General features: G+C 68.2%; 25 protein-coding genes. 10 read left to right on the forward strand and 15 right to left on the reverse strand.

Going from position 1 to position 25,889, the window contains the following annotated elements; genetic code table 11:
• The first annotated feature begins 185 nt into the window (after positions 1 to 185).
• Complete coding sequence (locus tag FMP39_RS07955) at positions 186 to 3,002, forward strand: carboxypeptidase regulatory-like domain-containing protein (RefSeq protein ID WP_228557778.1); 2,817 nt, start codon at positions 186 to 188, stop codon at positions 3,000 to 3,002.
• 209 nt (positions 3,003 to 3,211) lie between these two features.
• Here FMP39_RS07955 and FMP39_RS07960 read toward each other — a convergent pair whose 3' ends face one another.
• The 5 genes from FMP39_RS07960 to FMP39_RS07980 form a co-directional block, all read right to left on the reverse strand.
• Positions 3,212 to 4,372 (reverse strand): ankyrin repeat domain-containing protein, encoded by a 1,161-nt coding sequence (locus tag FMP39_RS07960; protein WP_141589364.1) that lies wholly within the window; start codon positions 4,370 to 4,372, stop codon positions 3,212 to 3,214.
• A 57-nt stretch (positions 4,373 to 4,429) separates the two neighbouring features.
• Entirely contained in the window at positions 4,430 to 5,167 is a 738-nt protein-coding gene (locus FMP39_RS07965; protein ID WP_194858286.1) for a ribosomal protein L7/L12, read from the reverse strand.
• A gap of 209 nt (positions 5,168 to 5,376) precedes the next feature.
• On the reverse strand, positions 5,377 to 5,904 hold the full coding sequence (locus FMP39_RS07970) for a DUF1993 family protein (protein ID WP_141589366.1): 528 nt from the start codon (positions 5,902 to 5,904) through the stop codon (positions 5,377 to 5,379).
• Positions 5,905 to 6,608: 704 nt separating this feature from the next.
• The gene (locus FMP39_RS07975; RefSeq protein ID WP_141589367.1) at positions 6,609 to 7,199 is read right to left on the reverse strand and encodes a hypothetical protein; all 591 of its coding nucleotides are present in this window, start codon (positions 7,197 to 7,199) and stop codon (positions 6,609 to 6,611) included.
• Positions 7,196 to 8,161, reverse strand: a complete 966-nt coding sequence (locus FMP39_RS07980; RefSeq protein ID WP_141589368.1) for a 3-hydroxyacyl-CoA dehydrogenase family protein — start codon at positions 8,159 to 8,161, stop codon at positions 7,196 to 7,198. The genes FMP39_RS07975 and FMP39_RS07980 overlap by 4 nt, the downstream gene beginning before the upstream one ends.
• 177 nt (positions 8,162 to 8,338) lie before the next feature.
• Here FMP39_RS07980 and FMP39_RS07985 point away from each other — a divergent pair, with 177 nt between their 5' ends.
• Positions 8,339 to 8,521 carry a hypothetical protein gene (locus FMP39_RS07985; RefSeq protein ID WP_194858287.1) on the forward strand — a complete coding sequence of 61 codons (183 nt, stop codon included), beginning with the start codon at positions 8,339 to 8,341 and terminating at the stop codon, positions 8,519 to 8,521.
• A 39-nt stretch (positions 8,522 to 8,560) separates the two neighbouring features.
• Positions 8,561 to 8,713: an NAD(P)-binding domain-containing protein gene (locus FMP39_RS38655; RefSeq protein ID WP_368667058.1), complete on the forward strand. Its 153-nt coding sequence runs from the start codon at positions 8,561 to 8,563 to the stop codon at positions 8,711 to 8,713.
• 131 nt (positions 8,714 to 8,844) lie between these two features.
• On the opposite strand, the gene FMP39_RS37355 is transcribed toward FMP39_RS38655, so the two are convergent.
• From FMP39_RS37355 to FMP39_RS08025, 8 genes are all read right to left on the reverse strand, one after another.
• Positions 8,845 to 9,546: an ATP-grasp domain-containing protein gene (locus tag FMP39_RS37355; RefSeq protein ID WP_228557779.1), complete on the reverse strand. Its 702-nt coding sequence runs from the start codon at positions 9,544 to 9,546 to the stop codon at positions 8,845 to 8,847.
• Positions 9,547 to 9,676: 130 nt separating this feature from the next.
• Positions 9,677 to 10,987: a hypothetical protein gene (locus FMP39_RS07995; RefSeq protein ID WP_228557780.1), complete on the reverse strand. Its 1,311-nt coding sequence runs from the start codon at positions 10,985 to 10,987 to the stop codon at positions 9,677 to 9,679.
• 160 nt (positions 10,988 to 11,147) lie between these two features.
• Positions 11,148 to 12,014, reverse strand: coding sequence for a sigma-70 family RNA polymerase sigma factor (locus FMP39_RS08000; protein ID WP_141589370.1), 867 nt, complete (start codon positions 12,012 to 12,014; stop codon positions 11,148 to 11,150).
• A 1-nt stretch (position 12,015) separates the two neighbouring features.
• Positions 12,016 to 12,480 carry a carboxymuconolactone decarboxylase family protein gene (locus tag FMP39_RS08005; protein WP_141589371.1) on the reverse strand — a complete coding sequence of 155 codons (465 nt, stop codon included), beginning with the start codon at positions 12,478 to 12,480 and terminating at the stop codon, positions 12,016 to 12,018.
• Positions 12,481 to 12,636: 156 nt separating this feature from the next.
• The gene (locus tag FMP39_RS08010) at positions 12,637 to 14,352 is read right to left on the reverse strand and encodes a radical SAM protein (RefSeq protein ID WP_141589372.1); all 1,716 of its coding nucleotides are present in this window, start codon (positions 14,350 to 14,352) and stop codon (positions 12,637 to 12,639) included.
• A gap of 156 nt (positions 14,353 to 14,508) precedes the next feature.
• Positions 14,509 to 15,861, reverse strand: a complete 1,353-nt coding sequence (locus FMP39_RS08015; protein ID WP_141589373.1) for a thioredoxin family protein — start codon at positions 15,859 to 15,861, stop codon at positions 14,509 to 14,511.
• A gap of 167 nt (positions 15,862 to 16,028) precedes the next feature.
• Positions 16,029 to 17,390, reverse strand: coding sequence for a PQQ-dependent sugar dehydrogenase (locus FMP39_RS08020; RefSeq protein WP_194858288.1), 1,362 nt, complete (start codon positions 17,388 to 17,390; stop codon positions 16,029 to 16,031).
• 293 nt (positions 17,391 to 17,683) lie between these two features.
• On the reverse strand, positions 17,684 to 18,175 hold the full coding sequence (locus FMP39_RS08025) for a DoxX family protein (protein ID WP_141589375.1): 492 nt from the start codon (positions 18,173 to 18,175) through the stop codon (positions 17,684 to 17,686).
• Between the two features lie 708 nt (positions 18,176 to 18,883).
• On the opposite strand from FMP39_RS08025, the gene FMP39_RS08030 reads away from it, so the two are divergent.
• Entirely contained in the window at positions 18,884 to 19,222 is a 339-nt protein-coding gene (locus FMP39_RS08030; RefSeq protein ID WP_141589376.1) for a hypothetical protein, read from the forward strand.
• Positions 19,223 to 19,392: 170 nt separating this feature from the next.
• Here FMP39_RS08030 and FMP39_RS08035 read toward each other — a convergent pair whose 3' ends face one another.
• Together FMP39_RS08035 and FMP39_RS08040 are read right to left on the reverse strand one after the other, a co-directional pair.
• Positions 19,393 to 20,166 (reverse strand): hypothetical protein, encoded by a 774-nt coding sequence (locus FMP39_RS08035; RefSeq protein ID WP_228557781.1) that lies wholly within the window; start codon positions 20,164 to 20,166, stop codon positions 19,393 to 19,395.
• A gap of 264 nt (positions 20,167 to 20,430) precedes the next feature.
• Complete coding sequence (locus FMP39_RS08040) at positions 20,431 to 21,417, reverse strand: alpha/beta hydrolase (RefSeq protein ID WP_141589378.1); 987 nt, start codon at positions 21,415 to 21,417, stop codon at positions 20,431 to 20,433.
• A gap of 95 nt (positions 21,418 to 21,512) precedes the next feature.
• On the opposite strand from FMP39_RS08040, the gene FMP39_RS37360 reads away from it, so the two are divergent.
• The 6 genes from FMP39_RS37360 (at position 21,513) to FMP39_RS08065 (ending at position 25,856) form a co-directional block, all read left to right on the forward strand.
• Complete coding sequence (locus FMP39_RS37360) at positions 21,513 to 21,803, forward strand: hypothetical protein (protein ID WP_194858296.1); 291 nt, start codon at positions 21,513 to 21,515, stop codon at positions 21,801 to 21,803.
• 201 nt (positions 21,804 to 22,004) lie between these two features.
• On the forward strand, positions 22,005 to 23,528 hold the full coding sequence (locus tag FMP39_RS08045) for a hypothetical protein (RefSeq protein WP_228557782.1): 1,524 nt from the start codon (positions 22,005 to 22,007) through the stop codon (positions 23,526 to 23,528).
• A gap of 187 nt (positions 23,529 to 23,715) precedes the next feature.
• The gene (locus tag FMP39_RS37365; protein WP_194858289.1) at positions 23,716 to 23,880 is read left to right on the forward strand and encodes a hypothetical protein; all 165 of its coding nucleotides are present in this window, start codon (positions 23,716 to 23,718) and stop codon (positions 23,878 to 23,880) included.
• A gap of 152 nt (positions 23,881 to 24,032) precedes the next feature.
• Positions 24,033 to 24,554, forward strand: coding sequence for an RNA polymerase sigma factor (locus FMP39_RS08055; RefSeq protein WP_141589381.1), 522 nt, complete (start codon positions 24,033 to 24,035; stop codon positions 24,552 to 24,554).
• Positions 24,551 to 25,285 (forward strand): hypothetical protein, encoded by a 735-nt coding sequence (locus FMP39_RS08060; protein WP_228557783.1) that lies wholly within the window; start codon positions 24,551 to 24,553, stop codon positions 25,283 to 25,285. The genes FMP39_RS08055 and FMP39_RS08060 overlap by 4 nt, the downstream gene beginning before the upstream one ends.
• Positions 25,286 to 25,316: 31 nt before the next feature.
• A complete protein-coding gene (locus FMP39_RS08065) occupies positions 25,317 to 25,856 on the forward strand; it encodes a hypothetical protein (RefSeq protein WP_228557784.1) in 540 nt (179 codons plus the stop codon).
• Positions 25,857 to 25,889 lie beyond the last annotated feature (33 nt).

The following is a 25,889-nucleotide window of genomic DNA, read 5'->3' on the forward strand; positions in this document are numbered from 1 at the left end:
TCCACGGCGCCCAGGGCGACCTGAGCGCGCCAGGGTGGAAGGCCGTCGCGAGGCAGGCGCGTCCCCCACCACACGCCTTCTGCGGCCACTCCATTCCACGGAATCGTAGAATCCATGTACCGTCAGGAGCTTCGCCGTTCACTGGCAGTCCTTCCCATTCCCGGTTCCTCCGAGTGGCACACCCCATGCGCCTCATTCGTCCTTCCTGGCTCTGGGCCCTCCTGCTGGCCCTCTCCGCCTGTTCCTCGACCTCCACGACCCCCTCCGACGCGGGGACTCAGCCCGATTCGGGGACGCAGAGCGGGCGCATCGAAGGCCAGGCCATCCTGGAGGGTGCCTCGTCCCACGCGGGCATCAGCGTCTCCGTGGAAGGCGCTTCAGTGAGCGCCACCACGGCCACTGACGGCCGCTTCGTCTTGGAGAACGTCGCCTCGGGCACGCACATCGTGGTGGCGAGAATGTCCGGCTACTCGGAGGCCCGACAGTCCGTCACGGTCACCACGGGAGCAACGGCCTCCGTGAGGCTCGACCTCGCGCGCGGACGGGGCTCAATCCTCGGCAATGTCCAGGTGGAGGGCGTCCTGGATGCTTCGGGCGTCACCGTCACCCTGGTGGAGACGGGCGCCAACACGACCACGGACGCGACGGGGCTCTTCACCTTCTCCGACCTGGCCCAGGGCACCTACACGGTGGCGCTTCAGAAGACGAACTACCTGGCGACGCAGCAGACGGTGGACGTGCGGGGCACGGGCTCAACCCTGGTCAACCTCTCCCTGTCGCGCGAGCGGAGCAGCGTGACCGGCGTCATCCAGCTCGAAGGCTCGAGCAACCACGCCGGCGCCGTCGTCACCCTGGTGGAAGCGTCCCTCACCGCGACCACGAATGCCGAGGGACAGTTCAACATCCAGAACGTGATGACGGGCACGTACACCCTGCGAGTGCGGCGGGAGAACTATGTGGACGCGCAGCAGACCCTGGAGGTCCGCGCGAACCAGCCGAGCCAGGTCAACCTGACGTTGTTGCTCGTACGCGGGGACGTGGCGGGCACCGTCCAGTTGTCGGACGGAGCCACCCCCTCGGGCGTCACCATCACCGTGACGCAGACGGGCGCCAACACGACGACGAACGCGCAAGGCCAGTTCACCTTCACCGGGCTTCCGCTGGGCACCTACACCCTGACCGCCCAGAAGGAGGGCTACGCGGTGGTGCAGCAATCCGTCACGGTGCGCACGGGCGCTGCGGCCACGGTCGCCTTCACGTTGGTACGGGCCCAGGGCCGCGTGGTGGGCACGGCCCTGCTCGAGGGCGCGAGCAGCCACGGCGGCATCACCGTCACGCTGGCGGAGACGGGGGCCACCACGACCACGAACGGCCAGGGCAGCTTCACCTTCAACAACGTGGCCGCGGGCACGTACACGGTGGAAGCGCGGTCGAGCGGCTATGCCGTGGCGCGCGAGTCCGTCCAGGTGCAGGAGAACCAGTCGGCCAACGTCTCGCTCTCGCTGACGCGCGAGCGGGGCAACGTGGCCGGTGTCATCCAGCTCGAAGGCGGGATCTCGCCGGTGGACATCAACGTCACCCTGGCGGGGACGGCCTTCAGCACGCGCACGAACACCGCGGGCCAGTTCTCCCTCACCGGCATCCCCACGGGCTCCTACACCTTGGAGGCCCAGAAGGACGGCTTCGCCACGGCCCAACGCACCGTGGAGGTTCGCGCCGGCGAGCAGGCCCAGGTCAGCCTGACGTTGTCCCGCGCTCGCGGGCACATTTCGGGCGTGGTCCTGCTGGAGGACGCCAACACCACATCGGGCATTTCGGTGGCGCTGGTGGAGAGCAACACCTCCGTGTTGACGGACGCCCAGGGCCGCTTCTCCTTCAATGGCCTCATCGTGGGGACGTACACGCTTTCCGCCTATTGGACGGGCTATGAGATTCAAGAGCGGAGCGTGGTGGTGCGGAATCAGGAGACCACGGTGGTCAACATCACGCTGCGGCGCAGGCCCGGCGTGGTGACGGGCACCATCCAGCTCGAAGGCGAAAGCCACCACGAGGGTGTCACCGTGTCGCTCTCCGGCCATGGCGCCACCGCGACGACGGATGCCCAGGGGCGCTTCGTCCTCGAGGGCGTGCCCCAGGGGCGCCACACCCTGGCGGCCAGCAAGGCGAACTACGCGAAGGCGGAGGCCGCGCTGGACGTGCGCGAGGGCGAGCCCCAGCCGGTCAGCCTGTCCCTGTCGCGGCTGGGCGCGCTCGAGGTCTCCGCGCCCAAGCTGGCGGTCCAGGGGGGACACCTGACCTTGACGGGCTCAGGCTTCGGCGCCGAGCGCGGCCCCTTCACCGTCACGGTGGGAGGAGAAGCCGTCACCGACTTCATCTCCTGGTCCGACACGCAGGTGGTGGCGCGGGTGGCGCACCACGTCGCTCCAGGTGAGCACGACATCGTCGTGACGCCGGGTGTGCCCTGGCGGCGGCACACCACCTCCTCCGTGAGGGTGGTGCCCCAGAAGACCGTCGCCTACGGGGAGCAGTGGGGCGTGGGTGTCCTTGCTTCCAATCACGTCGCCGTCTGGGGAGAGCCCTTCCTGGCCGACATCCACCCGATTCCGGCGGGGCTCACCGACGTGGTGAGCGTGGCCACGTCGCGAAGGACCGCCTTCGCCCTTCAGGCGGATGGCACCGTGGTGGCGTGGGGCGGTGACCTTCCCTCTGACCTGAGTGTCCCCGCCGACCTCACGGAGGTCGTGGCCATCGAGGGAGGCGATTCCTTCGTCCTGGCGTTGAAGGCGGATGGCACCGTCGTGGCCTGGGGCGAAAGTGCCTTCGCCCCGTCCCCCGACGTGAGGGACGTGGTAGGCATTGCCGTCACGAGCAACGCCAGCCAGGCCTTCCTCGCCGATGGCACCATGGTGACGTGGGGGCAGGACAACGAAGGACGGGCACTGCCTGCCGAGCACCTCTACCTGCCGCCGCACGACCTGGTCCTGCGCGTCCCGGCTCGCTAGCCCCGCACACCATGGGCGACCACAGACGTCGCCCATGGTGCTGGTTGAAGGATGTTGGCCAAGGCGACGCGCGTCCCGTTGGCGCGCGCGTCGAAGCAGCGTGAATTCCGCCAGGCTGGCGCAGTGAGCAACCTTCGTTGCATGTTTCAGACGGCCCATCCGGCAAATCCCCCTGGCTCCATCGTGGGGTAGGGGATGGGTGCGGTCGTTCAGTCGTCCGTCCGTCCCTTGCGCGCCGTCTCCAGCAACTTGCGGATGGCATCGGCGTGCTTGCCATCGGTTGGCGCCCAGTCGGCGGGCATGCGGCCGGCGCGGTCGCGAATGAACGGGTTGGCACCGGCTTCGAGTAATGCCTGCACGAGCGTCGGCATCGCGTGCGCCAGCGCTCGCTGTAACGGTTGTTGTCCTTCATCGTCGGGGACGTTGGGATCGGCACCCGCGGCCAAGAGGCTGCGAATGATGGGGCCGTGCACGCGTGCCGACGGTTTGAACAGTGCCATGTGCAGCGCGGTGAGTCCCTTGTCCGTGCGGTGGTTCACCTTGGCTCCGCGTGCGAGCAGGAGGTCCACCGCTCCCAGTTCGCCACTGCGCGCGGCCAGCATCAGCGCCGTCGGGTTGCCCTTGAACTGGGTCCAGTCGGGGTCGAGGCCGGCGTCCAGCATCCGCCCCACCAGTTCGAGGTTGCCGGCAGCGGCCACCGAAGGGAAGTCCTGGGTCGACCACTGGCTGCGGGCAATGCCACCGGAGAACGTCCATTCGGGTTCAGCAGCGGCAGCGCCACGGACGTCCTTGCCCGTGGCCCTGTCGACAACCTGTGCGCGCCGTGCCTCGGCCGCCTGCCGCGCGCGCTTCTTGCTGCCGCGCCAGAAGGAATGCGTGGCCGGGTAGCTCGCCGGATCGCTCAGGTAGTTCGACAGCGCGGCATGACCATTCTCCAACGCCACGATGGAGGGCAACTTGCCGTCATTGTCCGCCTGCTCGCGATCCGCGCCGGCTTCCACCAGGCATCGCGCGATGTTGGCAAAGCCATTCGCGGCGGCCGTCCACAGCGCGCTGGCACCGGTTTCGTCCCCCGCGTTCACATCCGCGCCGGCCTTCACCAGCAAGCTCACAAGAGCGGCAAAGCCATGCGCAGTGGCCGCGACCAGCGGCGGCTGGAAGGCCGCTGCATTCGGGGAGGCCTTCGCGTCCAGCAGCGCGCGCACGGCAGCCTCGTCACCGTGACTGCAGGCATACGCCAACGGCGTGGCCTGGTAGCCGTCGAGGTCGACTTCATCTGGGTCGGCCCCTTTTGCCAGCAGGTCCTCCACCGCGAAGACATTGCACTGCTCGATGGCAGCGAACAGGTTTTCGGGCTTGTCGAGCTTCATGAGCGCTATCTGATGGACGCGTGGTGTTGGGCTGGACGCCGACGCCTCGCAGCCTACCTACTCCGCCGACCCTGGCGGAAGCCGGAGGAGCCGTGAGTCGGCCCTCCGCGCCGCGTTACGAAGAGTCTCCAGGCCTGGCCCGAGCGCTGGGAGCGGTGGCAGGTCCAGGAGGGCGAGCGCAGCCTCGAAGCGCTCCAGCTCGCGTAGCAACTCCGCGCGCATCCACCGGTGCTCGGCGTCGTCCAGCGCGCACAGGGCAATGAGGGCCTCGGCGTTGTCGCGGACCTGGGGCGAGCGCTGGGAGAGCGGTACCCACGGCGCGCCGCGACGGTAAGCCTTGTTCCCCATCCACCAGGCCCACTGTCGCAGTTCGCGTTCCTCGTCGGAGGTTGTCGCGAGTCCCTCGCGGAGCGCATCCAGGAAGAGCGCTTCACTCACGTCCTGTACCTGGGAGGCTTCGTTCCATTCCCTGGGGGGCATGGGCACATCGGGCCGGGTGACGATGCGCGTCGAGCTGACACGGGCGCCCAGCTCCTCGAAGCGGTCGGCGATGTGTCGGGCCTTGCCCGTGTGGTCGTATTCCCCGAGGCGCGCGGGGAGCTGGGCGACGAAGTGCTTCACCTCCTGGAGTCCCATCCCCAGGTCGCTCCGCAGGCGCTGCATGACCTCGATGCGACGCGCCCCCGTGCTCTCCAGGGTGAGGGTGGTGAGCGTCTCATCGCACTGGGAGGTGAGGCGGTCCACGTGCCCCAGCTCGACGGCGCGCGCGACCCAGAAGAACGTATGGCAGCCCATGCAGCGCGCAACCAAGGGTGGCAGCGGCCGCATGGGGGCTTCGAACCAGCCATCACTCCAGAGCACGGCGCCGAACGTATTTCCGGAGACCAGGGTCCTGCATCGATGGAGGGCGCCACAGCGCGGACAGCCAATGACTGCGTCGGGACCAGGGATCATGACGTTGGAGTCCAAGTCCTCTTCTGTCATCGAACGCCGACGCCCTCGGCTCAGGCCGCTGGCTGGCGCAGGTAGGCGAACATGTGCGGGACGTAGTCGGCCTTGCCAAGCTGCACACCGTTGTGCCGCAGAATGCTGTAGGCCGTGACGAGGTGAAAGTAGAACTGCGGTGTCACCCAGTTCCGCGCGTATTCGCTGCCGGTCATGTCGAAGGCCATGCCATTGGGCAACTCGATGGACAGTTGGCGTTGTGCGCCTTCCTCTATCTGTGCCCGGTCAGCGCTCGACAGCAGTTGTAGCGTTCGCTCAATCAAGGCGTTCGCTTGTTCCATGTCAGCCGGCGCGTCTAGCGCTGACAGCGGCTGCTGGCCAAGCCGCAGCACTGCTTCCTGCGCCTGGGTACAGGCGAACTGCACCTGGCTGGCCAGGTTGTACATGTCGGGTGCCAGTCGCGACTGGAGCAGGTTCTTCGAGTCGCAGCCCAGCTCGCGAGCATGCGCCTCCCCCTTCTTCAGGAAACCTTGCAACGCGCGAAGCATCTGCGCGAAGCAGGGAACGGTCATTTCGTAGATCGACATCGGTGCCACCTCCGTGAAGGATGACTCAACCCTAGCAGGCTTGATGCGCCCTGCCAGGCGCACTGTCAGGCCCCTGTACTTGCGCAAGGCCGCTCACGGCAGCCCCCGTGTCCGTCATCGTGGAGCTCATCGGCTTCACCGTCCGGTCGAACGGAGGGAAGGTGATGGTGACGCGAGTCAAGCGGGGGCGTGTCGCCGCCCGTGTGGGAAGCGAGCCCGGGATGCGAATCGAGCGCATCGACGCGCCTCGGCGGAGGTTCGCGCGGGGGCCCATCGCGGAGCTCTCCCGGGTCGATCTGCACGATGCGCTCATCCCCACGTGGGGCATGTTTGAGGCGCTCGGCCATGCGCGGTGGGGAGAGCGATCCGGCTGGTTGGTGCCGGCTGGGACCAAAAAAGAACCAAATCTAGTGGACGGGCCTGGACTCCCCTTGGACAGCAATCCGCCCTTTCTTAGAGGGAAAACCAGACGGGCAGCCGTTGGTCCGAGAAGGGACCAAATCCGCCTGTGCGGCTTCGATTCTCGCCGCCTCCACTGTGAAGCCCAGCAATCCCATCGGGTTGCTGGGCTTTTTGTATCCAGCGGAGCACCGCCGACCCGCCGGACTCACGCCTCCAGCCCAGTCTCTGAGCAACTCGCTCCTCGCCGACCATGGCCCTCGTCTGCCTGCAACCCCTCACGTCACTGATAGGACGGATACGGTTCACCGCTCCGGAGTCTCCATGCGGATGGCCAGCGCGCGACAGCCCGCGACGGCCTCCTGGTCATCGGGCGGAGCCCACGCTCCGATCGAGTGATAAAGCCGGCCCTCGCGTCTCTCCAGGTAGAGAATCATGTTGAGCGGCCAGCCGCTTCCCTGGAAGAGGTGTCGGTCCATGGGGGTGGGCTCCTGGCTGACGCGCAGGCCACGCTCGTGGGGCGGGCCGATGCGGTGCCAGTCCGGGTGCAGGTGGATGGAGCCGAGCACTTCCAGTCCCTGGGCCTCGGCCTCGGTGGTGATGCGCAGCAACTCCTGCGGTTCGCACCAGAAGCCACGACGCCCATTGGCGTAGCAGGCACCAAAGCGGGGGATGATGGTGGTGTCGAACTCCTGGAGCACGCCCTCATCCGTCTCGCGGACGTTGGTTGCGAAGCGAACACGCTCCACGCGCATGGCGTCGCCGACGACGCGTCCCAGCAGCACGGCCCAGCTCCGGGGCGGAACCTCCGGGGTGCACGTGGTGTACTCGCGGATGGCGTCCACCAGGAAGTCTGACAGCACCGCCGATTCCAGCAGGACGGTCTCCGCCTTCATTCCGCCAGCTCCGCCGTGGGAGTGCGGAGGCGGCCCGCCGCCCGGTCCTCACGAAGCTGGGTGGCGAGGTGGCGGGCCATGCGCTCCTCGTAGGCGGCGGTGGACTCGGGCGTCCAAGTGTAGAAGCCCTGGCCCGTCTTCTGGCCCAGCTCGCCCCGCTCCACCTTCTGCGCGAGCACGGGCGGCACGGGGCGGCCGGTGCCGCGGAGGAGGGCCGTCATGAAGTCCAACCCCACCAGGTCCAGCCGGTCGAAGACACCCGAAGCGCCCAGGCGCCGTCCGACGCCCTGGGTGAGCACGCGGTCCACCATCTCCGGCGTGGCCACGCCCTCGTGCACCAGCCGGATGGCCTCGCCGATGAGGGCCTGCTGCAGGCGCGGCCCCACCGAGCCCGGCACGTCCCTGGAGAACACCACCGGTGACTTGCCCAGCTCCTCAATGAACCGCCGCACCGTCTCCACCGCGTCGGGGGACGTCTTCTCGCCGGGGATGATGTCCACCAGCGGGATGAGGTGCGCGGGCAGGTAGTAGTGGGCAGAGAGGACGCGCTCGGGCCGCGTGCAGTCCCGGGCGATGGCCGTCACGCTCAGCGCGGTGGTGTTGGTGGCGAGCAGGGTGTCGGGGGCCGCGAGCTGGTCCAGCTCGCGGAAGAGCTGCTGCTTGAGGGCAAGGTCCTCGGGGATGGACTCGATGACCAGGTCCTGCTCCACGGCGGCCTCGGCGAGCACTGTGGTGCGGCGGATGCGTCCGAGCGCGGCGGGAGCCTGCTCCGGGGCGAGCAGGCCCGTCTCCACCATCAGCGATGCGTCTCGCTCCAGCTTCGCGCGCGCCCGCTCGCTGCTGTCGGCGCGCGTGTTGTAGAGCACCACCTGCCTGCCGGCGATGGCGAGCTCGAGCGCGATACCGCACCCCATGGCGCCCCCGCCCACCATGCCAATCCTCTTCAGCCGCTTGTGTGTCATGGGGCACAGCCTTGCCAGCCCGCGCGGCAGAGACAACCTCTTGATGTGTTGCTGTAATTGTTCATGGCGCATGTGTGATTGATGCACCGAGCCATGCCGGGGGCGCTCGGGCGCGTCGCCCTGACCACCTGCTCCCAGCGGGGTCCTCCCCGTGGCGGCGGCGCCCGTCATCTCAGCGTGCGCGTCCTTGATGCACGGACGGGAGCGTTTCAGCACGAGTTCCGTCACCCGTCCCCGGCCTTCTCCGTGGCCCCGGGGGACGAGGCACTCGTCATGCTTGCCAACGACATGCTCGCGCGCATCTTCAACCTGTCCACGGGCGCACTGCTTTCACAGATGCAGGGGCGCGCGATGGAATGACTACCGAGCCGAGGAACGCCTCATCAGGTTGCTCGTCCCATGAACATCGGAATCATCGTCGCAGGGAACCTTGGAGCGACCCTGGCGCGGCATCTCAAGGCCCTGGGGCATGACTTTTCATTAGCGAACGCACGCGGCGTCGAGGGCGTCACGGCCATAAGCTCCCAAAGGCCCTGGCCGCTGCCGACGTGACGACGGTCGCCGAGGTCCGTCAGCAGAACGACCTGCGCGTCAAGGCCATGTTCAGCCGCTGAGGCCTCCGCGTTCAACGCGACCCGTGGACGGGCGCGTAGGCCACGCGTCGCCCCTGGAAGTGAGGCGGCTCAGGCGCGCGTGGCTTCGGCGATACAGCGGGCGGCTTCGGCCGCGTTGCAGCCGTTGAGCCCAGCGCCCCACGCGGCGTTGGCTTCCAGGAGCGCCCAGCCCCGGCCCTCCACCCAGGCCGCGTCCAGCACGCACGTGCGAGGCAGCATGGGCGACCGCGCCACGGTGTCGAGGAACGCCCGTGCCTCCGTCAAGTCGCCGTCGCCCTCGTACAGCGCGCAGGTCACGACGTGTCCGTTCAGCACCCACGCCCGGGCCTCCGCGCGCAACGTCACGACTTCCGAGGACAGCATGGGCGTCTCCGGTGCGAGGCCCCGGCACTCCGTGGTGAGCGGCTCCGGCCCGCTCCACACGGCCGCGCGGAAGACCTTGGGCACCCGCGGTTTGACGAAGCGTGGAAACGGCTCCGTGACGATGCGCTCCAGCGTGGAGCCATGCACCTCGCGCTTCAACCAGGCCGGGTCCACGTCCAGCAGCAGGTCATCTGGAGGCGACACGAGCGTGAGGCCCAGCTTCTGGGCCAGCACCAGGCAGAACGCGTCGTTGCCATAGAGGCGGGTCCTCGCCGGGGGGACGTCGGGCGGGCTCCAGAAGCGGTCCAGCCGCAGCACTGTGCCGCCCCCGAGTTCCCAGGCATGCGCGACGGCGTCCCGCTCCGGGTCCGCCTTCGCCGGAATGAGCAGGATGAGTCCATGGAACATCCCGGCATGCTACAGCGCGAGCGCGCTCATCGGGTGCACGGTTACACCATGACGAGCGCGATGACGCCGCCAACGTGCTCGCCCCGGACGATGAGTCAGCGGACCTACAGCACCTGACTCAGGGCGCGCGTCACGGCACGAGCTGTTCGACCGAAGGCGCGTGCGAAATGCGGATGGCTGGGATGTCCAAGACATCATCCTGCTTCACGCGGGTCCCCACGATGACCTGGTAGGGCGGTTCATCGAGCACGGGGGCACGCCCGTAGACGACGAAGTACTTGTCATTGGCATAGGCCACGTTGCCGGACACGAGCTGGCGAGCCGCCGCGCCCCGGGAGATGGCGAAGCCGTGGCGGTCACGGACGTTCCCGTTCAGCTTCACCCGGGCGCCACGGACGCGGCTGGTGTCGGCTGTCAGCGCGCTCCAGGTGACGAGCACCTGGTGGCCCTCGGAGGCGACCTTGGGCGTGATGTCGCTCGTGCCCGAGGTGGCGATGGGGATGCCGCTGGGGTCCAGGACGTTCGCCGTCCCGTCCTTCACCCGGGCGCCGTAGATGTCGGGGGGGCCATTGCGTGCGTCGCTCCAGGCGACGAAGAAGCCCTGCTTCGTCGCCGTCACCGCCGAGAAGTTCTGATTGCCCGGCGCAGCGGAGATGACGAAGCCGTCCGGGTCGAGCACCGCGCCCGTGCGCCGGATTCTCGCGGCGAAGATGTCCTGGCCGCCGAAGCGAGAGTCCGTCCATGTCGCCAGGTACCGGTCATGGGACCATGCCACCGCGACGCCATAGGAGTTGATGGCAGACAACTGGTTGGAGATGAAGACCTCCTGGACGTCGAAGTCCGGCTTCGCCGTGTTCAGGGTGATGCCGCGGACCGCGCCAGTGGCGGTTCCGCCAAAGCCAATCCACGCCACCAGGCACTTGCGGTCGTGGCAGGCGATGCCCGGGGAGCCCGCGGGCTGGTGGTCGGTAGGGGTGAAGAGCGTGACCGGCGGGCCGTCCAATGTCCCGTTCCGGTTGACACGCGTCAGGAAGATGGAGGTATCCCCGGTCCAGACGACGAGGAACTGCCGGCCATCGAACGCGGTCGCATGGTAGTAGGCGTCGGGTCGAAAACCGGGGTTGAGGGGGATGGCATCCGGGTCCAGCAGCCGGCCATTCTTCGAGACGCGCGCGGCGTAGAAGCGGCCGGGGCGGCCGTCGGACCAGGCCACGAAGAACTGGTTTCCGTCCTCGGCCACCTGGGCATCCGTCGCGAAGGTCGGTGTCGTCCAGTTCGGGTAGGGCCCCTGGCTCCCCGGACCATGAAGCCCGGCCTCGGCGTCCTCTCTCGAAGGGGAGTTGCCTTCGAACAGCTCCGCTTCACCGCCACACGCCAGAGAGAGGAGCCCCCCGAGGAGCAACGCGCTCCAGCCACGAGTTTGCTTTGAGAGTCCACGCATGATTCGCCCCCTTGCAACATCAGTCCGGCGGCAGGGTCCACGGCGGGGGCGGGTGGTCGCAACGCGGTATTCCTGCCGAAGCGGGCGAATGGACAGACGCCGGGCGCATCCATGCGTGCTTCGTCGCGCCTTGAACGAACGCCTGAAACCGTGGCCCCTGTCAGGGCGGAAGCTTGTCTCCCACGAGCCCGCGGATGCCCTGGAGCTTGTCGGGGTTGCGAGTGACGTAGATTGTAGCGATTCGGCCCTCTTCGATGCCCAGGGCCGTCGTCTGGAGCGTGCCGTCCTTCTCCAGGGTGACGAAGGCGGGCAGTCCGTCGATGAATCCCTCGTGCACCCGCTGCGAGGCGTTCACGCCCGTGATGCGCAGCAAGCCCTCGAAGAAGCGCAGCGTCTTCTCCTGACCGTAGATGGGGTTGAGGGCCGCCTTCACCTTGCCGCCACCGTCGGAGTACACGACGACGTCCTGGGCCAGGAGCGCCTGGAGCGCACCCATGTCCCCGCTCCGGGACGCGGCGTAGAAGGCCGAGGCCAGCTCACTGCCCTGTGCTTCCGACACGGGAAATCGCGGCCGAGCCTCGCGCACGTGGGCCCGTGCGCGGCTGGCGAGCTGGCGGCACGCGGCAGGGGCCCGGCCCATGGCCTTCGCCACCTCCTCGAAGTCCATGCCGAACACGTCGTGCAGGAGGAAGGCGGCTCGCTCCAGCGGGGACAGCCGCTCCAGGGCCATCATCAGGGGCAGCGTCAAGTCATCACCCTCCACCGCATCGACGATGGGCTCCGGAAGCCAGGTGCCCACGTACTCCTCGCGGCGTACGCGGGCGGACTTCAGGACGTCCAGACACAACCGCGTCACCGTGCGGACAAGCACGGCCTCGGCGTCGCGCACGGCGGCGCGGTCGGTCTGGTGCCAGCGCAAGTACGCCTCCTGCACCACGTCCTCTGCCTCTGCGACGATGCCCAGCATCCGGTAGGCGATGCGGAGCAAGCGGGGGCGCAGCGGGTCGAAGGCGTCAGCGGGATTCACGTCAGGCGGCCTCGGTGCGGGGAGTGGTGACGGGGTGAATGGAGCGGAACCCCACGGAGATGCGGTTCCAGGTGTTGATCATCCCGATGAGCAGGGTGAGATGCACGATTTCCTGCTCCGAGAAGTGCGGCGCGAGGGCAGCGTAGTCCTCATCGGACGCGTGCGTCTGGGAGACGTGCGTCAGGGCCTCCGTCCAGGCCAGGGCCGCCCGTTCGCGCTCGGTGTACAGGGGCGACTCGCGCCAACCGTCCAGCAGGTAGATGCGCTCCTCGGTCTCCCCATGTGCGCGGGCGTCCCGGGTGTGCATGTGGATGCAGAACGCGCAGCCGTTGAGCTGCGATGCGCGGATCTTCACCAGCTCCTGGAGGCTCTTCTCCAGGCCCAGCTCCAGCAGCTTCTGGCCGTAATCGAGCGTCAACTTCATCGCATCGGGGGCGACGGCGAACGCGTTCATCCGGGGCTTCATGGGCGGCTCCTGAGTGTCGTGCAGGGCGAAAGTGCCTGCGTTCAACGTCAGGACGACGCAGCCGGTGCCGCATGTGACATGGCCTTTTCCGGCCGATTTATTCGCCCCACCGTTCCCCGGGCGAGGAATCAGTCGAGCCCCCTGCGGTGCGAAAGCTCACGCCGGCTGGAGGAAGCGTCCGTCCACCAGGTGGTCGATGACCTCTCGCGCGGAATGCGGGTCGAGCCGCGCCTTCGCGCCGAGCTTCGACACGGCGCTGGAGACCGTCGTGGGGTGCTCGAAGGCGGCCAGGGCGGCCAGGAGGATGGCGCCGTCCTCGCCCTGCGTGAGCGTGGGGTCGGAGAACCGTTTCGGGCTGACAGAAGGGGCGCAGCTCATCGTGATGCCATCCACGGAGCGGAGGACCGTCACCGCCTCGCCCGCGAGCTTCGCGGGGGCGCGGTGGCTGCCCAGCCACTCCCCCAGGGTGAAGCGCTGGGTCCAGGGAGCGGTGTTGCGCAGCCGCGTCCTGCCCTGGATGGCGACGCTCTTGCGCGTGTCGCGGTGCTTCCAGGCCAGCGCGTCCACCCGGTCGGAGGTGTGCTGGACCGCCGCCTCCAGGCCCGCGTCGCGGAAGCGAATCATCGGCACGGACACGTCACCGGGCTCGCGGCGCTCGAAGTAGTCGAGGAACTCCGTGAACGTCTTCGCCTCCGTCACCATGTCAAAGCGCGCGGGATGCTGCGTCACCAGCGCCCCCGGCTGCGCCTCGAGCCGCTGGTAGCCCACCACGCAGTCCAGGCCGATGATGCGCTCCACGAGCCGCAATTCCTCCGCCAGGGTGGCCTTGCTCGCGAAGGGCAGGCCTCCGATGCCGGAGATTTCGATGTCCAGGTTGGGGTACTTGCGGCAGGCGTCGATGACCTCCAGCAGCTCGCGGTCCTTCGCGCAGGGCTTGAGCAGCCCCCGGCCCATCTGTTCCAGCCGCTGCTGTTCGGAGAAGCACCCGATGTCGATGACCATGTAGACGCGCTGGAATGTCGCGGCCAGCGCCGCCACCAGTTCCACCCGGGGCACACCCCACAGAAAGTACGTGCAGCAGTGGTGGGAGAGGTCCACGCCCGCCCAGGTGCTGCTCAAGAAACCGGCGGTGCTGCCCGCGAAGTCGTAGCGCATCTGCCACGTCCGCCCGGCGATCTCCTGGTGGTCGCGGCGCACGTTCTCCTCGGCGCGCAGGAAGGGCTTCGCGCGCCCGAAGTCCGCCTTCTGGTTGCCTCGCGCCCCGCCGCAATACAGGCAGTTCTCACCGCACCCCTTGCCGGGCGCGACCCAGCCGGAGAACGAGTGCTGGTCCATCTGGCTGAGGAAGATGTCGTTGAAGTGCGAGTAATAGATGTCGTCCGTGTTCGTGGCGCGCTGCACGTACTCCAGCGGCAGCCGGCGCGGACGGCCGTCCGGACTCCTCGTCACGACGTTGGGCGGCGCCTCCTCGCCATTGCACAGCGCCAGCAGTGGCACCTCGCCGTCGCCCAGCACGATGTGGTCGATGCTGTCGTAGCCGCTCAGCTCCTTCCACCAGTACGACGCGGAGTTGCCTCCCACGACGATGCGGATGGAGGGGTCGAGCCGCCGCACCGTCCTCGCGATGAGCAGCGCGCGGTCCACGTGGTGGAACCACTTGAGGCTGATGCCCACGAGCTTCGGGCGTACGCGGCGCAGGAGGCTCTCGAAGGTGCGTGTCACCTCGGCTTCGGTCTCATCCCCGTCGTACAGCCGCACGAAGGCCTCGATGCCGCCGCGCCGCAGGTAGCCCGCCAGGTACAGGATGCCGCACGTGGCCTCCCCCGTTCCCGCACCGACGAGGAGGACTGGAGAGAGCACACGACCACCCATGCGACGGACACCGGCCTTTCAGAAGACGGCGGGCAGCGTAGGCGAAACAGGCCAGGCTCGGGCGAAATGGTGTGGGCCCGTCCGCCTGGCCGCCTGTCCCCAGCCCGGTAAGGCGGAGCCCTCAGCGCCGAGTCATGGCGGCCTTCCGTTCGCCGTTCACTTCGGCGACGCACCGTTGCTCGCGCGAAGCCTCGCGAGGGTTCGTTCGAGGACCTTTCGCTGGAGATGGTCCTGCGGAATGCCTGGCGTCCGGTCCATTTCGCTCAAGGCCTCGGTCAGCAGTCGCTCCGCGTGCGCCCGCTCTCCATGTGCCATGAGGATGCGCGCATGGCCCGCGAGCACGGTGCCTCGGGAGACTCCCTTGGCCAGGGCCAGGGCCCGGTTGCTCGCCGTCAGCGCCTCATCCTTCCTCCCGGCCATCAGGTACAGCGTCGCGAGCCGGGCTGGCGGGTTGTAGTCCCCGGGCAGCTCCCGCTCGCTGCGCTCCAAGAGGGGAATGGCGGCGTCCGGCTGGTCCAACAGCGCGGTGGCCATCACCCGATGCGAATCGAGCGCCGAGCGCTCCTCGGCCCCATTCGCGTGAGTGGCCTGGAGCTGGAGGAACGCCCACCAGGTCCGCGCCTGGTCGCGCAGCCCCGCTTCGTCCCCGGACGCCTCACGGGCCTCGCAAGCCAGCTCGTAGAGCGACGAGCGTTGAAGCGGAGTCAGCTCGGTCTCGGCAGCACCCAGGGCCCGGTTTGCCTCCTCGGCGAACTGGCCTCGCACCGCCCGCGCCTCATCGGTGTTCGTGTCCAGCGCGCAGCCCATGCCCACGTAGAGCAGCCGCGTGCGATCGTCCACGCGCGAGAGCTTCGGCAACTCCCTCGCGGCCACCCGCATGCAGTCCGCGGAGGAGCCCGTGGCGGCCAGCGACTTGCTCCAGGACACGAGGGCGCCCGCGCGGCGCGCGTCCTCGGGGGCCAACTGCTCCAGGGCTCGCTGATAGGCCACCGCGGCTTCTCCGTGCTGACCGGAGAGGGCGAGCGCATCCGCCCGGGCCAGCACCTCCGTGCCCAGGCGGCCTTGCTGGAAGGTCCGCTCGGATTGCTCGAGCAAGCCCAGGAACTGGGGGAGGGACACCGCACCCAACGAGCGCGCGAGGACGGCGCCCGTTTCTGGCTCCAGGACGAAGAAGGTGGGCCACGTGTCCACCGGGTATCGCTGGAGGAAGGCCATGCTGGTGTCCGCGTCCGTGTCCACCGCGAGCCAGACGAAGCGGTCCGCCCACTCATCCAGGGCGGAGGACGTCAGCACCGTGGCGCGCATGGACCGGCACGACTGGCACCAGGGGGCCCACGCCTCCACCAGGACGGGCCGCCGGCCCTCCCGCCCCGCCCGGAGCGCTCCCTCCCAGTCATTCTCCAGGAAGACGGGCCCTGCCTTCGCGGGAAGAGGGCGCTGCGGGGTGGCGTGAGGCGTCGCGCACCCCCAGAGCAGCAGCAGGGCGCAGACGGCGAGTCTCATCGTCATGGAAACTCCGGGGTTGAGGGCTCGACGCGGGCCCCAGACACCCCGGGAGTTGGTGCGGTTCCGGAATGCGGACGGATTGGACGGAGAGGGGCTGTGTTGCGATCTCCGCGCCCCCCGAGGACCGAGTCGCTCGGGGAGCGTGGAGCAAGCCGTGGCCTCCGGTGACTTCAGCGCGGCGTGACCTTGAGCAGCTTTCCGTTGGTGGCGTCGGTGAGCAGGTAGAGGGCTCCGTCGGGGCCCTGCACCACCTCGCGGATGCGCACGCCCAGGTCCTTGAGGAGATGCTCCTCGCCCACCACGCGGTCATTCCGCATCATGAGCCGCACCAGCGCCTGGCTGGACAGGCCTCCGATGAAGACGTTGTTCCGCCACTCGGGGAACAGGGTCCCCGAGTAGATGGTCATCCCCGAGGGAGAAATGACCGGGTCCCAGTAGTACACGGGCTGCTCCATGCCTGGGCCCCGAGGGCTCTCGTGGATGGGCGCGCCGGAGTACTCCTCGCCATACCCGATGGTGGGCCAGCCGTAGTCCTTGCCGGCCTCGGGGCGGTTGAGCTCGTCACCCCCGCGCGGTCCCATTTCGACCGTCCACAGCCGGTTCTGGCTGTCGAGCGCCGCCGACAGGACGTTGCGGTGGCCCACCGACCAGATTTCGGGCTTCGCCCCCTCGGTGTTCACGTAGGGGTTGTCCTGGGGTACGGAGCCGTCGGGATTGATGCGGACCACCTTGCCGAAGTGGCTGTTCAGTTCCCGAGCCTGCACCCGGCCCGCGAGGATGGATCGCTCCCCGAGCGTGACGAACAGCTTGCCGTCGGGGGTGAACACCAGCCGTCCCCCCGAGTGCAGCGTCGACTCGAGCGTGGGCATCATGCGGAAGATGACCTGGACGTCCTCCACGCGAGGCTGCGCACCGTCCACGAGCTTCGCACGCGCCACCGCGAGCCCGTTGCCGCCCTGGCGTGGCTCGGAATAGGTCCAGTAGATGAGCTGGCTCTGCGCGTAGTCGGGGCCGACCTCCACGTCGAGCAGGCCCCCCTGGCCACGGCCATCCACGGAGGGCAGCCCCGCGACGGCGGGAGACTTCGCGCCCTGCGGCGTGACGATGTAGAGCGAACCGGTGGGCTTCTCCGTCACCAGCATGCGCTGGTCTGGCAGGAAGGCGATGGCCCAGGGATTCCTGAAGCCCGAGGCAATCTCGGTGACCTGGATGGGCGTCTGCGTCTGGATGGCCGGGACGCGTGTCTGCCCGGGGAAGGCTGGATCGAACTCGGGCACGTTGGGCGGGCCCTGCGGGACCGGGGGGCCGGTGGGAAGCGGATCTTCTGGCGGAACACCCGCGTCGTCCGGCGGAACACCCGCGTCATCTGGAGGGACGCCAGCGTCATCCGGCGGGACGCCCGAGTCTTCCGGCGGGACGCCCGAGTCCAGCTGCGGGACGCCCGAGTCTTGGGGCGTTGGCGTGGGGTCTGGGGTCTGGCTGCAGCCAGTTAGGAGGGCGGCGACGATGAGGGGCATTGACAGGGTTCGCATGCGACTCTCTCCTGGGGGATAGAACGGAATTGAACATCGCGTGCCTCGAGTCGAGTGGAAAGCCCGCGCTTCATCCGGCGGCCGGGTCGTGCCGGACATCGGACAGAGGCTCGCCTCTCGAGCGGAACACAGCACGCCATCGCCAATCGCTGTGCAGCGAGGCACCAATTGTATGGAGTGGCCGTAGTATCCCGTTCAGGGCGAAGAGGACGAGCCTGGGCTTCCTGCCTCACGAGCCCAGGGGCCGTTCTTCTCTCGGAACCAGGCAGCCAGGGGCCTGGCGGGAAGAGCGGCTACGGTTCCGCGCCAGGGCGGCCTGAAGCCTTTGGCGACGTGGCCCGGCCCGGCAGGACGGCGCGGAGCCGCGCGTCGCGCAGCCAGAGCCCCAGCCAGAGCAGCGTCGCGACGTAGACGGGGAAGAGCATGTGGGAGAAGAGCGGGTTGCCGACCCGGACATGGGTGGCGACCGCGCCTCCGAGATAGCCCGTCCACAGGATGGCCCCCAGTACCGAGAGCCGGGGAATGAGATACACCGCGAGGCACACCAACTGAACGACTCCCAAGCCGAAGAGCACGCTCACGGGGTAGCCGAGCTCCACCGTTCCCTGCCGGGCCTCCGGAATCTGGAGCAATTTCCCGGTGGCATCGAACAGCAGGAAGAGGACGGCGATGCCGCTCAGGACGCGTCCCGTCCACAGGGCCTTCTTCGAGGAGGACTGCGTGCCCGACAGCAGGCGGGTTGCCGGGGTGACGTGCTGGAGTTCGGTGGGGGTCGCCGTGGTCATGGGGTTCTCCGTGAAGCGGTTTTGAGGGTTGGACCGCCATGGCCGCCGAAAATCATCGGTCGGTCGGAAAAAAGATCGCGGGCCCGCCGCGCCTGAATGACCGCGGCTCAGTTGGGTGGGCTGGGTGGAGGAACGAAGTCCTCGCGGGAGCAGGCCTCCCTCGGTTCTGCGCGCTTCTGGCCGGCGCGCCATCATCCATCGCTGTGCAGGCGCGAACGTCATGCGCAGCCGTCAACCTGACGAATCCGGCGGTGTGGTTTCTGCCGGACGTGGCGCCGCCAATTTGAAGTCTCACGTGAGGCTGGTGCTCGCCACGACGCGGCACTCCTACCCATCAATAGACAGTCTCAAGCCGTGGGGCTTCGCGGCGTTGGGCTCTTCATGTGAGTAGCACTACGTGTGGTAACCGGCCTCGTTGGTGAGTCGAACGGGTCCCCATGGACATCGGTGTCCGTCTCGGGCGGAGGGAGAGGAGCTTGTCTCCATCCAGCGCGTCCTGCACCACGGGGGCGCGCGCGGAGCTCGCGTTGCTGAGGTTCGGGGGGACGGGAAGCGGGGTTTCGGGAGCGGAGCACGAACTCGTCCATGCTCTGGAAATCGTCGCGCACGCTGTCAGCCATCGTGAGATGCGTGCCTCCCACGTGGATGGCTGTTCACCCCCTGACCCGCAGTGTCCAGACGCGGGGTGGAGGTCTAGGATGCCGCGCCATGGGAATGTTCGTCATCGGGGCTTTCTTTCTGGCGCTCTTTGGCGGGGGCGTGCTCGGGGTCGTGTCACTCCTCATCCACCTGTTCGCGGTGAGAAAGGGGCGCGGCTCGTGGAAGTGGTTCCTGCTGATTTCCGGAGCCGCCACGGTGGTGGTGGGCGTATCCGCCTATCTGTGGATGTTCAGTGGCCCCAAAGCGTCGGGCGCACCGACAGGGGACGACTACGAGCGGATCATCCTGGGGGCAGCGCTCCTGGGTGGCTCGCCAGGGGTCGGGCTGCTCGCCGGACTGCTGGCCTTGCTCAAGGGCAACGCACCGGCCCCCGTCTCGCCGACATGAGGGCGCCTGACAAGGGGGCCCATTCCGCACGCGGGGGCCTCAGAAGGCGAGACGCGCGACGGCATGGGCTTCTTCCCCTACTGCGCCTCGGTGGGAGTCATGCGAGGCGCATGATACGAGCGTCAGCGCCGCGACATGGTCTCGCCTTGCGGCATCCGGAGCCGACCTCGCTAGTAGGTTCCCCAGCGTGAAGGCAGGGGGCCACTCCACTGCGACCGAGTCCCGGGCGTCGTCAGCGGCGAGTCCCCGGCGATGCGCATGACGTTGGCGTCCGCGTTCATGTTGGACCAGTCCACAGCGATGTTGCGGCAGTACCGGTCACGGGCGAACCCGGTCTGGAGGTCATGCACACAAGGCGTCGGGTCCCAGACCCGGTCTGCCTGAAGGCGCTGGACCGCGGCGACGATGTTGGACGGCATCTCCCCGGAGGCTCGGACGAATGGAACGCCGTCAATGGGAGTGCCATCCGCCGCGAAGAGTTCGAAGACCTTGCCGGAGTAGCTCAGCGTGCCCGGCATGCTGAAGTCCCATGCCCCGGCGGTGAATGGGGCGGCCTGGCCACAGGAGGCCGGGTTCCCAGGGGCATCCGTGCAGGCGCCGCGAAGGTGGAGGACCAACACCGCGCCCGTCTCCACCGTGTAGCCCTGGGGGAAGGTGAAGGTGAAGTCGGAGTTGGTGAGCTCCTTGAGGGAGATGCCCGTCAGTGAACCGCCGGTGACGGCCACCAGCTCGATGAGTTCCTGCTGGACGTACGGGTTGATCTCCGTGATGCGCAGCGAAGCCTCTGGCGCAGAACTCCCAGCATCCGTGCCCGAGTCCGGAGCGCCGGCATCGCCCGAGCCTGCGTCCACGCCACCGTCATCCGAGCCCGGGTCCGGGTCCGTTGAACCCGCGTCCACCCCGGAGTCTTCCACTCCTGCGTCGACGGTTCCCGCGTCGGGCAAGGCGGCCTGAACGCAAGTCTCCTCCACACAGACGATGTCCGGTCCGCGGGACGCGCAGTCGCGGTTCTCCGTGCATTCAGAAGAGGAACAGGCGGAGAGGACCGGGAGCAGGGCGAAGACCAGGACTCGTGGGACGCGGTGCGCATGGAACATGGGGGGATTTCCTGGAAGCAAGAGGGGGGAGCTGTAGGGCAACGATGACGGAGTGGCAGGCGCCTCAGATGCATGGCCCGCCCGCAGCCCGTTGAGCCAACTTCATTTTCATTACGGAGGACACGGGCTCATGGCGCCGCGGGCGAACATCCGTGCAATCCACGCGTCGCGTGCCGCGATGCAGGCGCGCGCCAGGTCGGACTGCGGGGCGATGTCATAGAAGCCATGGAAGGCTCCGCCCCAGACGTGCAGCTCGCACTCACCACCCGCCGACAGGATTCCGCGGGCATAGGCGACAGCTTCATCTCGAAACGTCTCCGCTCCTCCGACGTCGATGAAGGTGGGCGGCAGTCCGCTCAAGTCCGATGCTCGAGCGGGCGCGGAATACGGTGACACCTCGGGGCCTCCACAGCGGTCTCCCAGCACGGCTCTCCAGGCGGTCAGATTGCTGGTGCGGTCCCAGACGCCGACGCCATCGTATCGGTGTGCGGATTCCGTCTCGTTCCGGTCATCCAGCATCGGGCATTGCAGAAGTTGGCCCAGCAGCCGAGGGCCCTTCCGGTCCCGAGCCAGAAGCGTGGTGCCCGCCGCGAGCCCTCCGCCGCCGCTCCCGCCGAAGATGACCAGTTGATTCGGATCAAACCGGAGCATGTCCGCGTGCGCCGCCATCCACGCCAGGCCGGCGTAGCAGTCCTCCACCAGGGTGGGCGCTGGATGCTCGGGCGCCAGCCGGTACTCGACGGTGACACAGACGGCATCATGGCGGAGCGCCCAATCCACGAGCGGCTTCGCCCCCGCGAAGCGGGTGCCCATCACCATGCCGCCGCCATGGATGTGATAGACGGCGGGACCGGGAACCGAGTGGCCTTGCCGGGCAATGACCGAGACCACGATTTCGGCGCCCTGGTATCCGGGGATGCTGTAGTCAACGCAGCTGACCTGCGCGTCGCCAATCAGCGTTTCCCGAGTCACATGGCTCAACCGGCGGAAATGCTCGAGCTGCTCCAACGTCATCTGCAAGGGCACATACCCCTTCAGCGGGGGGAGGAGGGGGGCCAGTTGTGGATCGAAATCCGTCGATGAGGTCGGGCGAGTCATGCGCGTTCCATACCGGATGGGTGTGACACCCGCAAAGCAGCTGTCAGGCAACTGGCGGATGGGCACGCCCGCGTGGTGACCCCTATTGTCCCCACATGCGTGCGTTGCGAGTGCTGCTGGCGTTCACGGTGGGGTGTAACGCCCCAATGCCTCACCCCATTACGGCACAGGGCGCTCCGCCCGATGTCGGCGATACGTATGAAGCCTGTGGCTGCGGCTGTTGCCCGATGGCGGGGCCGGTGTACGAGTGCCTCTACTGGACCCAAGGAGACAGCCTGCAGGCTGTCATCGCCAAGGACAAGGCGATGAAGGACGGACCGTACTGCAAGGGAACCGGCAAGGTCCCAGGATGCTCATTGGGGACGATGTACAGGTACTGCGACTGAAGGCACCGGTCCGTCGGTTGATGCGGTCAACCCGCGGAGCGCTTCCGAGCCCGGTCCTGGCGCCTGAACGCCTTCACCAGGAAGTCCACGAAGGAGGGGCCCGCACCGGCAGATGCCATTTCTTGAGAGGGAGACTATCGCCCCCCGGCCCGGCCTCTTAATCCACCCGAGGCAATGAGAGCGCATTCGCCCGGGGGATTCATGACGAGCATTGGTGAGCGTCTGCCTTCTGTCTCCGCGTCCAAGGTCCGCAGCGTGGCGGACATGAACTCCGCCCGCGCGTTCGTGGACCTGCTCGGCTCGGTGATTCCGGCCCAGCGTGCCGCGCCGGTCGCGGCTGCCCGCCACTACAACATCGAGTCCCTGGGCCCTTCCAACGCCCAGCAGCAGGCGGCCCATGCGAGGGAGGTGCTCCCCTCTTTGCTGGGCCTGCTGACCGATGAGCGCATGGCGCGCTGCATCGACGAGGCCTACCGGGAAATCTTCCAGGGCGACCGGTGGCCGCGCGGACCGGAGCGGTCCAAGTGGCTGGGCTTCGCGCGTGAGCTTCGCGCCAACGACCCCAAAATCACCGCCGAGCAGGTCCGAGCCGCCATCGCGAACGAGCTGCGGCTCGAGCGGGACGGGCTGGATGTCGCGACGGTCGAGAACGTCGACCTGTACATCTCCGGAGCCATCGGCTGGGTGACCTGGTGCTACGAGGGGACGTCGCGTAACGCCACCGAAGAAGACATGCGCCATTGGCGCGCCTTCGCCGCCGAGAAGAAGCGGGAGAACCCCGATATCCAGCCGGACGAACTCAAGTACGCCATTATCGATGCGGTGCGGGCGAAGGTGATGAAGATGGACTCGACGTCACCGGAGAACGTCGACAAGTTCATCGATGACGCCGTGAAGTGGGTCACGCTCTGCTACCAGGGCAAGGAGCGTCATGCCTCCCCAGCGGAGCTGACGTACTGGCGCGCCTTCGCGGCGGAGAAGCTGCGGGAGGACCCGGAGATGTCTCCCGTGGCGCTCAAGTACGCCATCACCGATACCCTCCGCGCGAAGATGACGGGCACGGACTCCGCGTCGCCCGCGAACATCGAACGCTTTATCGAAGACGCCATCGGGTGGGTCTCGATGTGTTACGAGGGCAAGGCGCGTCACGCCTCTCCGGCGGAGATGGCGCACTGGCGTGCCTTCGCCACCGCGAAGCTCGCCGAGAACCCGAAGATGACGCCGGAAGAGCTCAGACATGCCATCACCGACGCCATCCGGGAGCAGGCGCTGGGGATGGACACGCTGTCTCCCGCGAACATCGATGGCTTCATCATGGAGTCCATCGGCTGGGTGTCGCTGTGCTACCTGGGAGCGTCTCGTGCCCCCACGGACGAGGAGATGCAGTCCTGGCGCGCCTTCTCGGCGGAGAAGCGGCGGGAGAACCCGGACATCACTCCGGAGGAGCTCAAGTACGCCATCCGGGATGCGGTGCGTAACGAGCTGACGGGCATGAGCAAGCCCGCGGTGCTCAACATCGAGCGCTTCATCCGGGAGGCCTACGAATTCATGTTCCACGCCTACCGGGGGATGCCGGCGAACATGAAGCGCGAGCCGACGCCGCGAGAGCTGCACGAGTGGCAGCAGTTCGCCCGGGCCCGACTCCGGGAGGAGCCGAAGCTGTCGAGCGAGGAACTCAACTCCTACCTGCTCGACAGCCTGCGAACGGCGCTGGCCAACCAGTGACGGAGGCCGCTGCCTCGCGACCAGCGGTTTTCGTCCTCCTCGCCGGGCTGTCCGCGTCAGAAGTCCCTGTTGGTGCCGGTTCGCATGGCGGGGCCGCGGCCCGGTGGGTTTGCCACTCCAGGCGATACCACCGGGCCTTGTCGTAGCGCCCGACCCAGACGCACTCGCCGGAAATCGTACGGGTGAAGTGAGGGTAAAAAATCCCGCCCTCCGTTCGGGTGGCAAGACGCCCACGACGGCCCGTTCCAATGCCACGCTCACTTGGGGACACGACTCCGCCATGCGCCGGATGCGCCTCACCGACGCCGACACGCGGCTGCGCATCCTCGTCTGGGATGCAGCCCTGCCGTAGTCGTCCGGCCTCCCTGAATCGCGGAGCGCATCGCCTCCCAGGGGGCGCCTCACGTTTGCCACCTCACTTGCCGTGGGAGGGACCTTTCGATGACCATGAATGCACCTCGGAGGAACTTCCACGTGGAGCCACGACACAGGCCGGCACAGGCCATGGTCTCTCTCCCCTCGGACGTGCTGGAGCGGCTGCGAGAGGACCTGGCCCGTGCGGTGGCCCGGGTGTGTCCGCCCCGGATGGCCGATCGCCGCGATGACCTGGTGCAGACGGCCATGATGCGCGTCATGGAGTTGCAGCGGCGCGAGCCGGACCGCAGCCGGTTGACCTCCGCCTACCTGTACCGCGTCGCATACACGGCGCTGGTGGACGAGTTGCGCAACGTGTCACGCCGCCGTGAGGTCCAACTGGAAGAGGTGGAATCGCTGCCCGAGCAGCCGGTGGCATCGGGCGACCCGGAGAAGGCCGCGGGCGGCTCCCAGATTGCCCAGGCCGTGCGCGACTGTCTGCGCAAGCTGGTCCAGGACCGCCGGCTGGCGGTGACGCTGTTCCTGCAAGGCCACAGCGTGCCGGAGTCCGCGCGGTTGTTGGGCTGGGACGACAAGCGCACCGAGAACCTCATCTACCGCGGCCTGGCCGCGCTGCGCCTGTGCCTCTCCACGAAGGGATTCGAGCCGTGAGCGAGCGAGGACGCGACGAGACGAAGCCCGATGATGCCACCGTCGAACGTCTGCGCGCCGCCGTGCGTGCCGAGGACCCGGTGGAGCGCGCGGAGGCGCCGGTGGATGCGGACCTCGTCTGGCGCGCGGTGAGCGGCGAGCTGCCCGCCGAGGAGCGCCGCGCGGTCGTCGAGCGTGTGGCGGCGGACCCGGCCTGGGCGGCGGCCTGGCGGCTCGCGAACGAACTGACGCGCTCCGCCGCGGAGGCCGCGCCTCCCGTGGAGCCCCTGGCGGACAGTTCGCGCAGCCGGCGCCGAGACGGTGACGCGCGGCAGAAGCGCCGCTTCCGCTTCGCGTGGAGCCAGCCCCTGTGGGGTGTGGCGGCGACCGCGGCCCTGGCCCTCATCGTCGTGGGCGTGGTGATGCGGGATGAGCCCGAAGTGCCGCGGCTGCGTGGCGGCGATACGGCGGCGGTCGTCTCCCAGGTGCCAGAGGCGGTGCCTCTCAAGCGCGACGCCTGTGTGCTGCGCTGGAGCGGCGGTCCCGAGGGAACCCGTTGGTCGGTGCGGTTGTCCACGGAGGACCTGAGTTGGGTCCACCGCGTGGACTCGCTTGAGAAGCGTGAGTACCGGGTGCCCGCCGAGGTGCTGGCGCCGTTGCCACCGGGAACGACGTTGCTGTGGCAGGTGGAAGCGCGGTTGCCGGACGGGCAGGTGCTTCGCGGCGCCACGTTCGTCAACCGGTTGGAGTGAAGCGCGCGGTCCGAAGTCCAAGGGCGACCTCATGAGAACGGAGCTGGGCATGAAGACACGGCGGTGGATGCGAGCAGGACTGGTGGCGCTCCTGATGGGAGTGGCCGGAGGGGCAGGGCAGGCCTGGAGCCAGTCGGTCCCCGTCACCCGCGCGGTGAAGACGGCCTTCAGCTACGGAGAGCCGCGCGACCTGGTGGTGGCCTCGGTGGTGGAGACGGGCGTCCGCACGGGCCAAAGCCAGACCGTGACGCTCCAGCTCCTCGACCACTCCGGTGTCGTCGTCGCGCAGACCACGGGGGTGGTGGACCAGGATACGCCCCTGCGCCTGACCTACCGGACCCCCTCCGAGGCCCCGGTGTTCGCGCGCGCCATCGCCACGGTGAGCGCGGAAACCCTCTCCGCGGCGGCGGTGACGGTGGAGCGTTGGTCCGTTGTGGAGCCTGCCTCCTGGACTGGAGCCCTCGTTTGCTATTTCGAGCTGGTTCCGATGCCCAGGCCTCCGCCTCCTCCCCCCGGGCCGGTGACGCTCAAGTGCGAGCCCGTCGACCCGCCGCCTCCGCCCACTCGCTGACGTGCCGCTCCGGACGCACCGGTCCGAATACAG

It is taken from the genome of Myxococcus sp. AB056 (assembly GCF_006547365.1).
GTDB lineage: Bacteria > Myxococcota > Myxococcia > Myxococcales > Myxococcaceae > Myxococcus > Myxococcus virescens.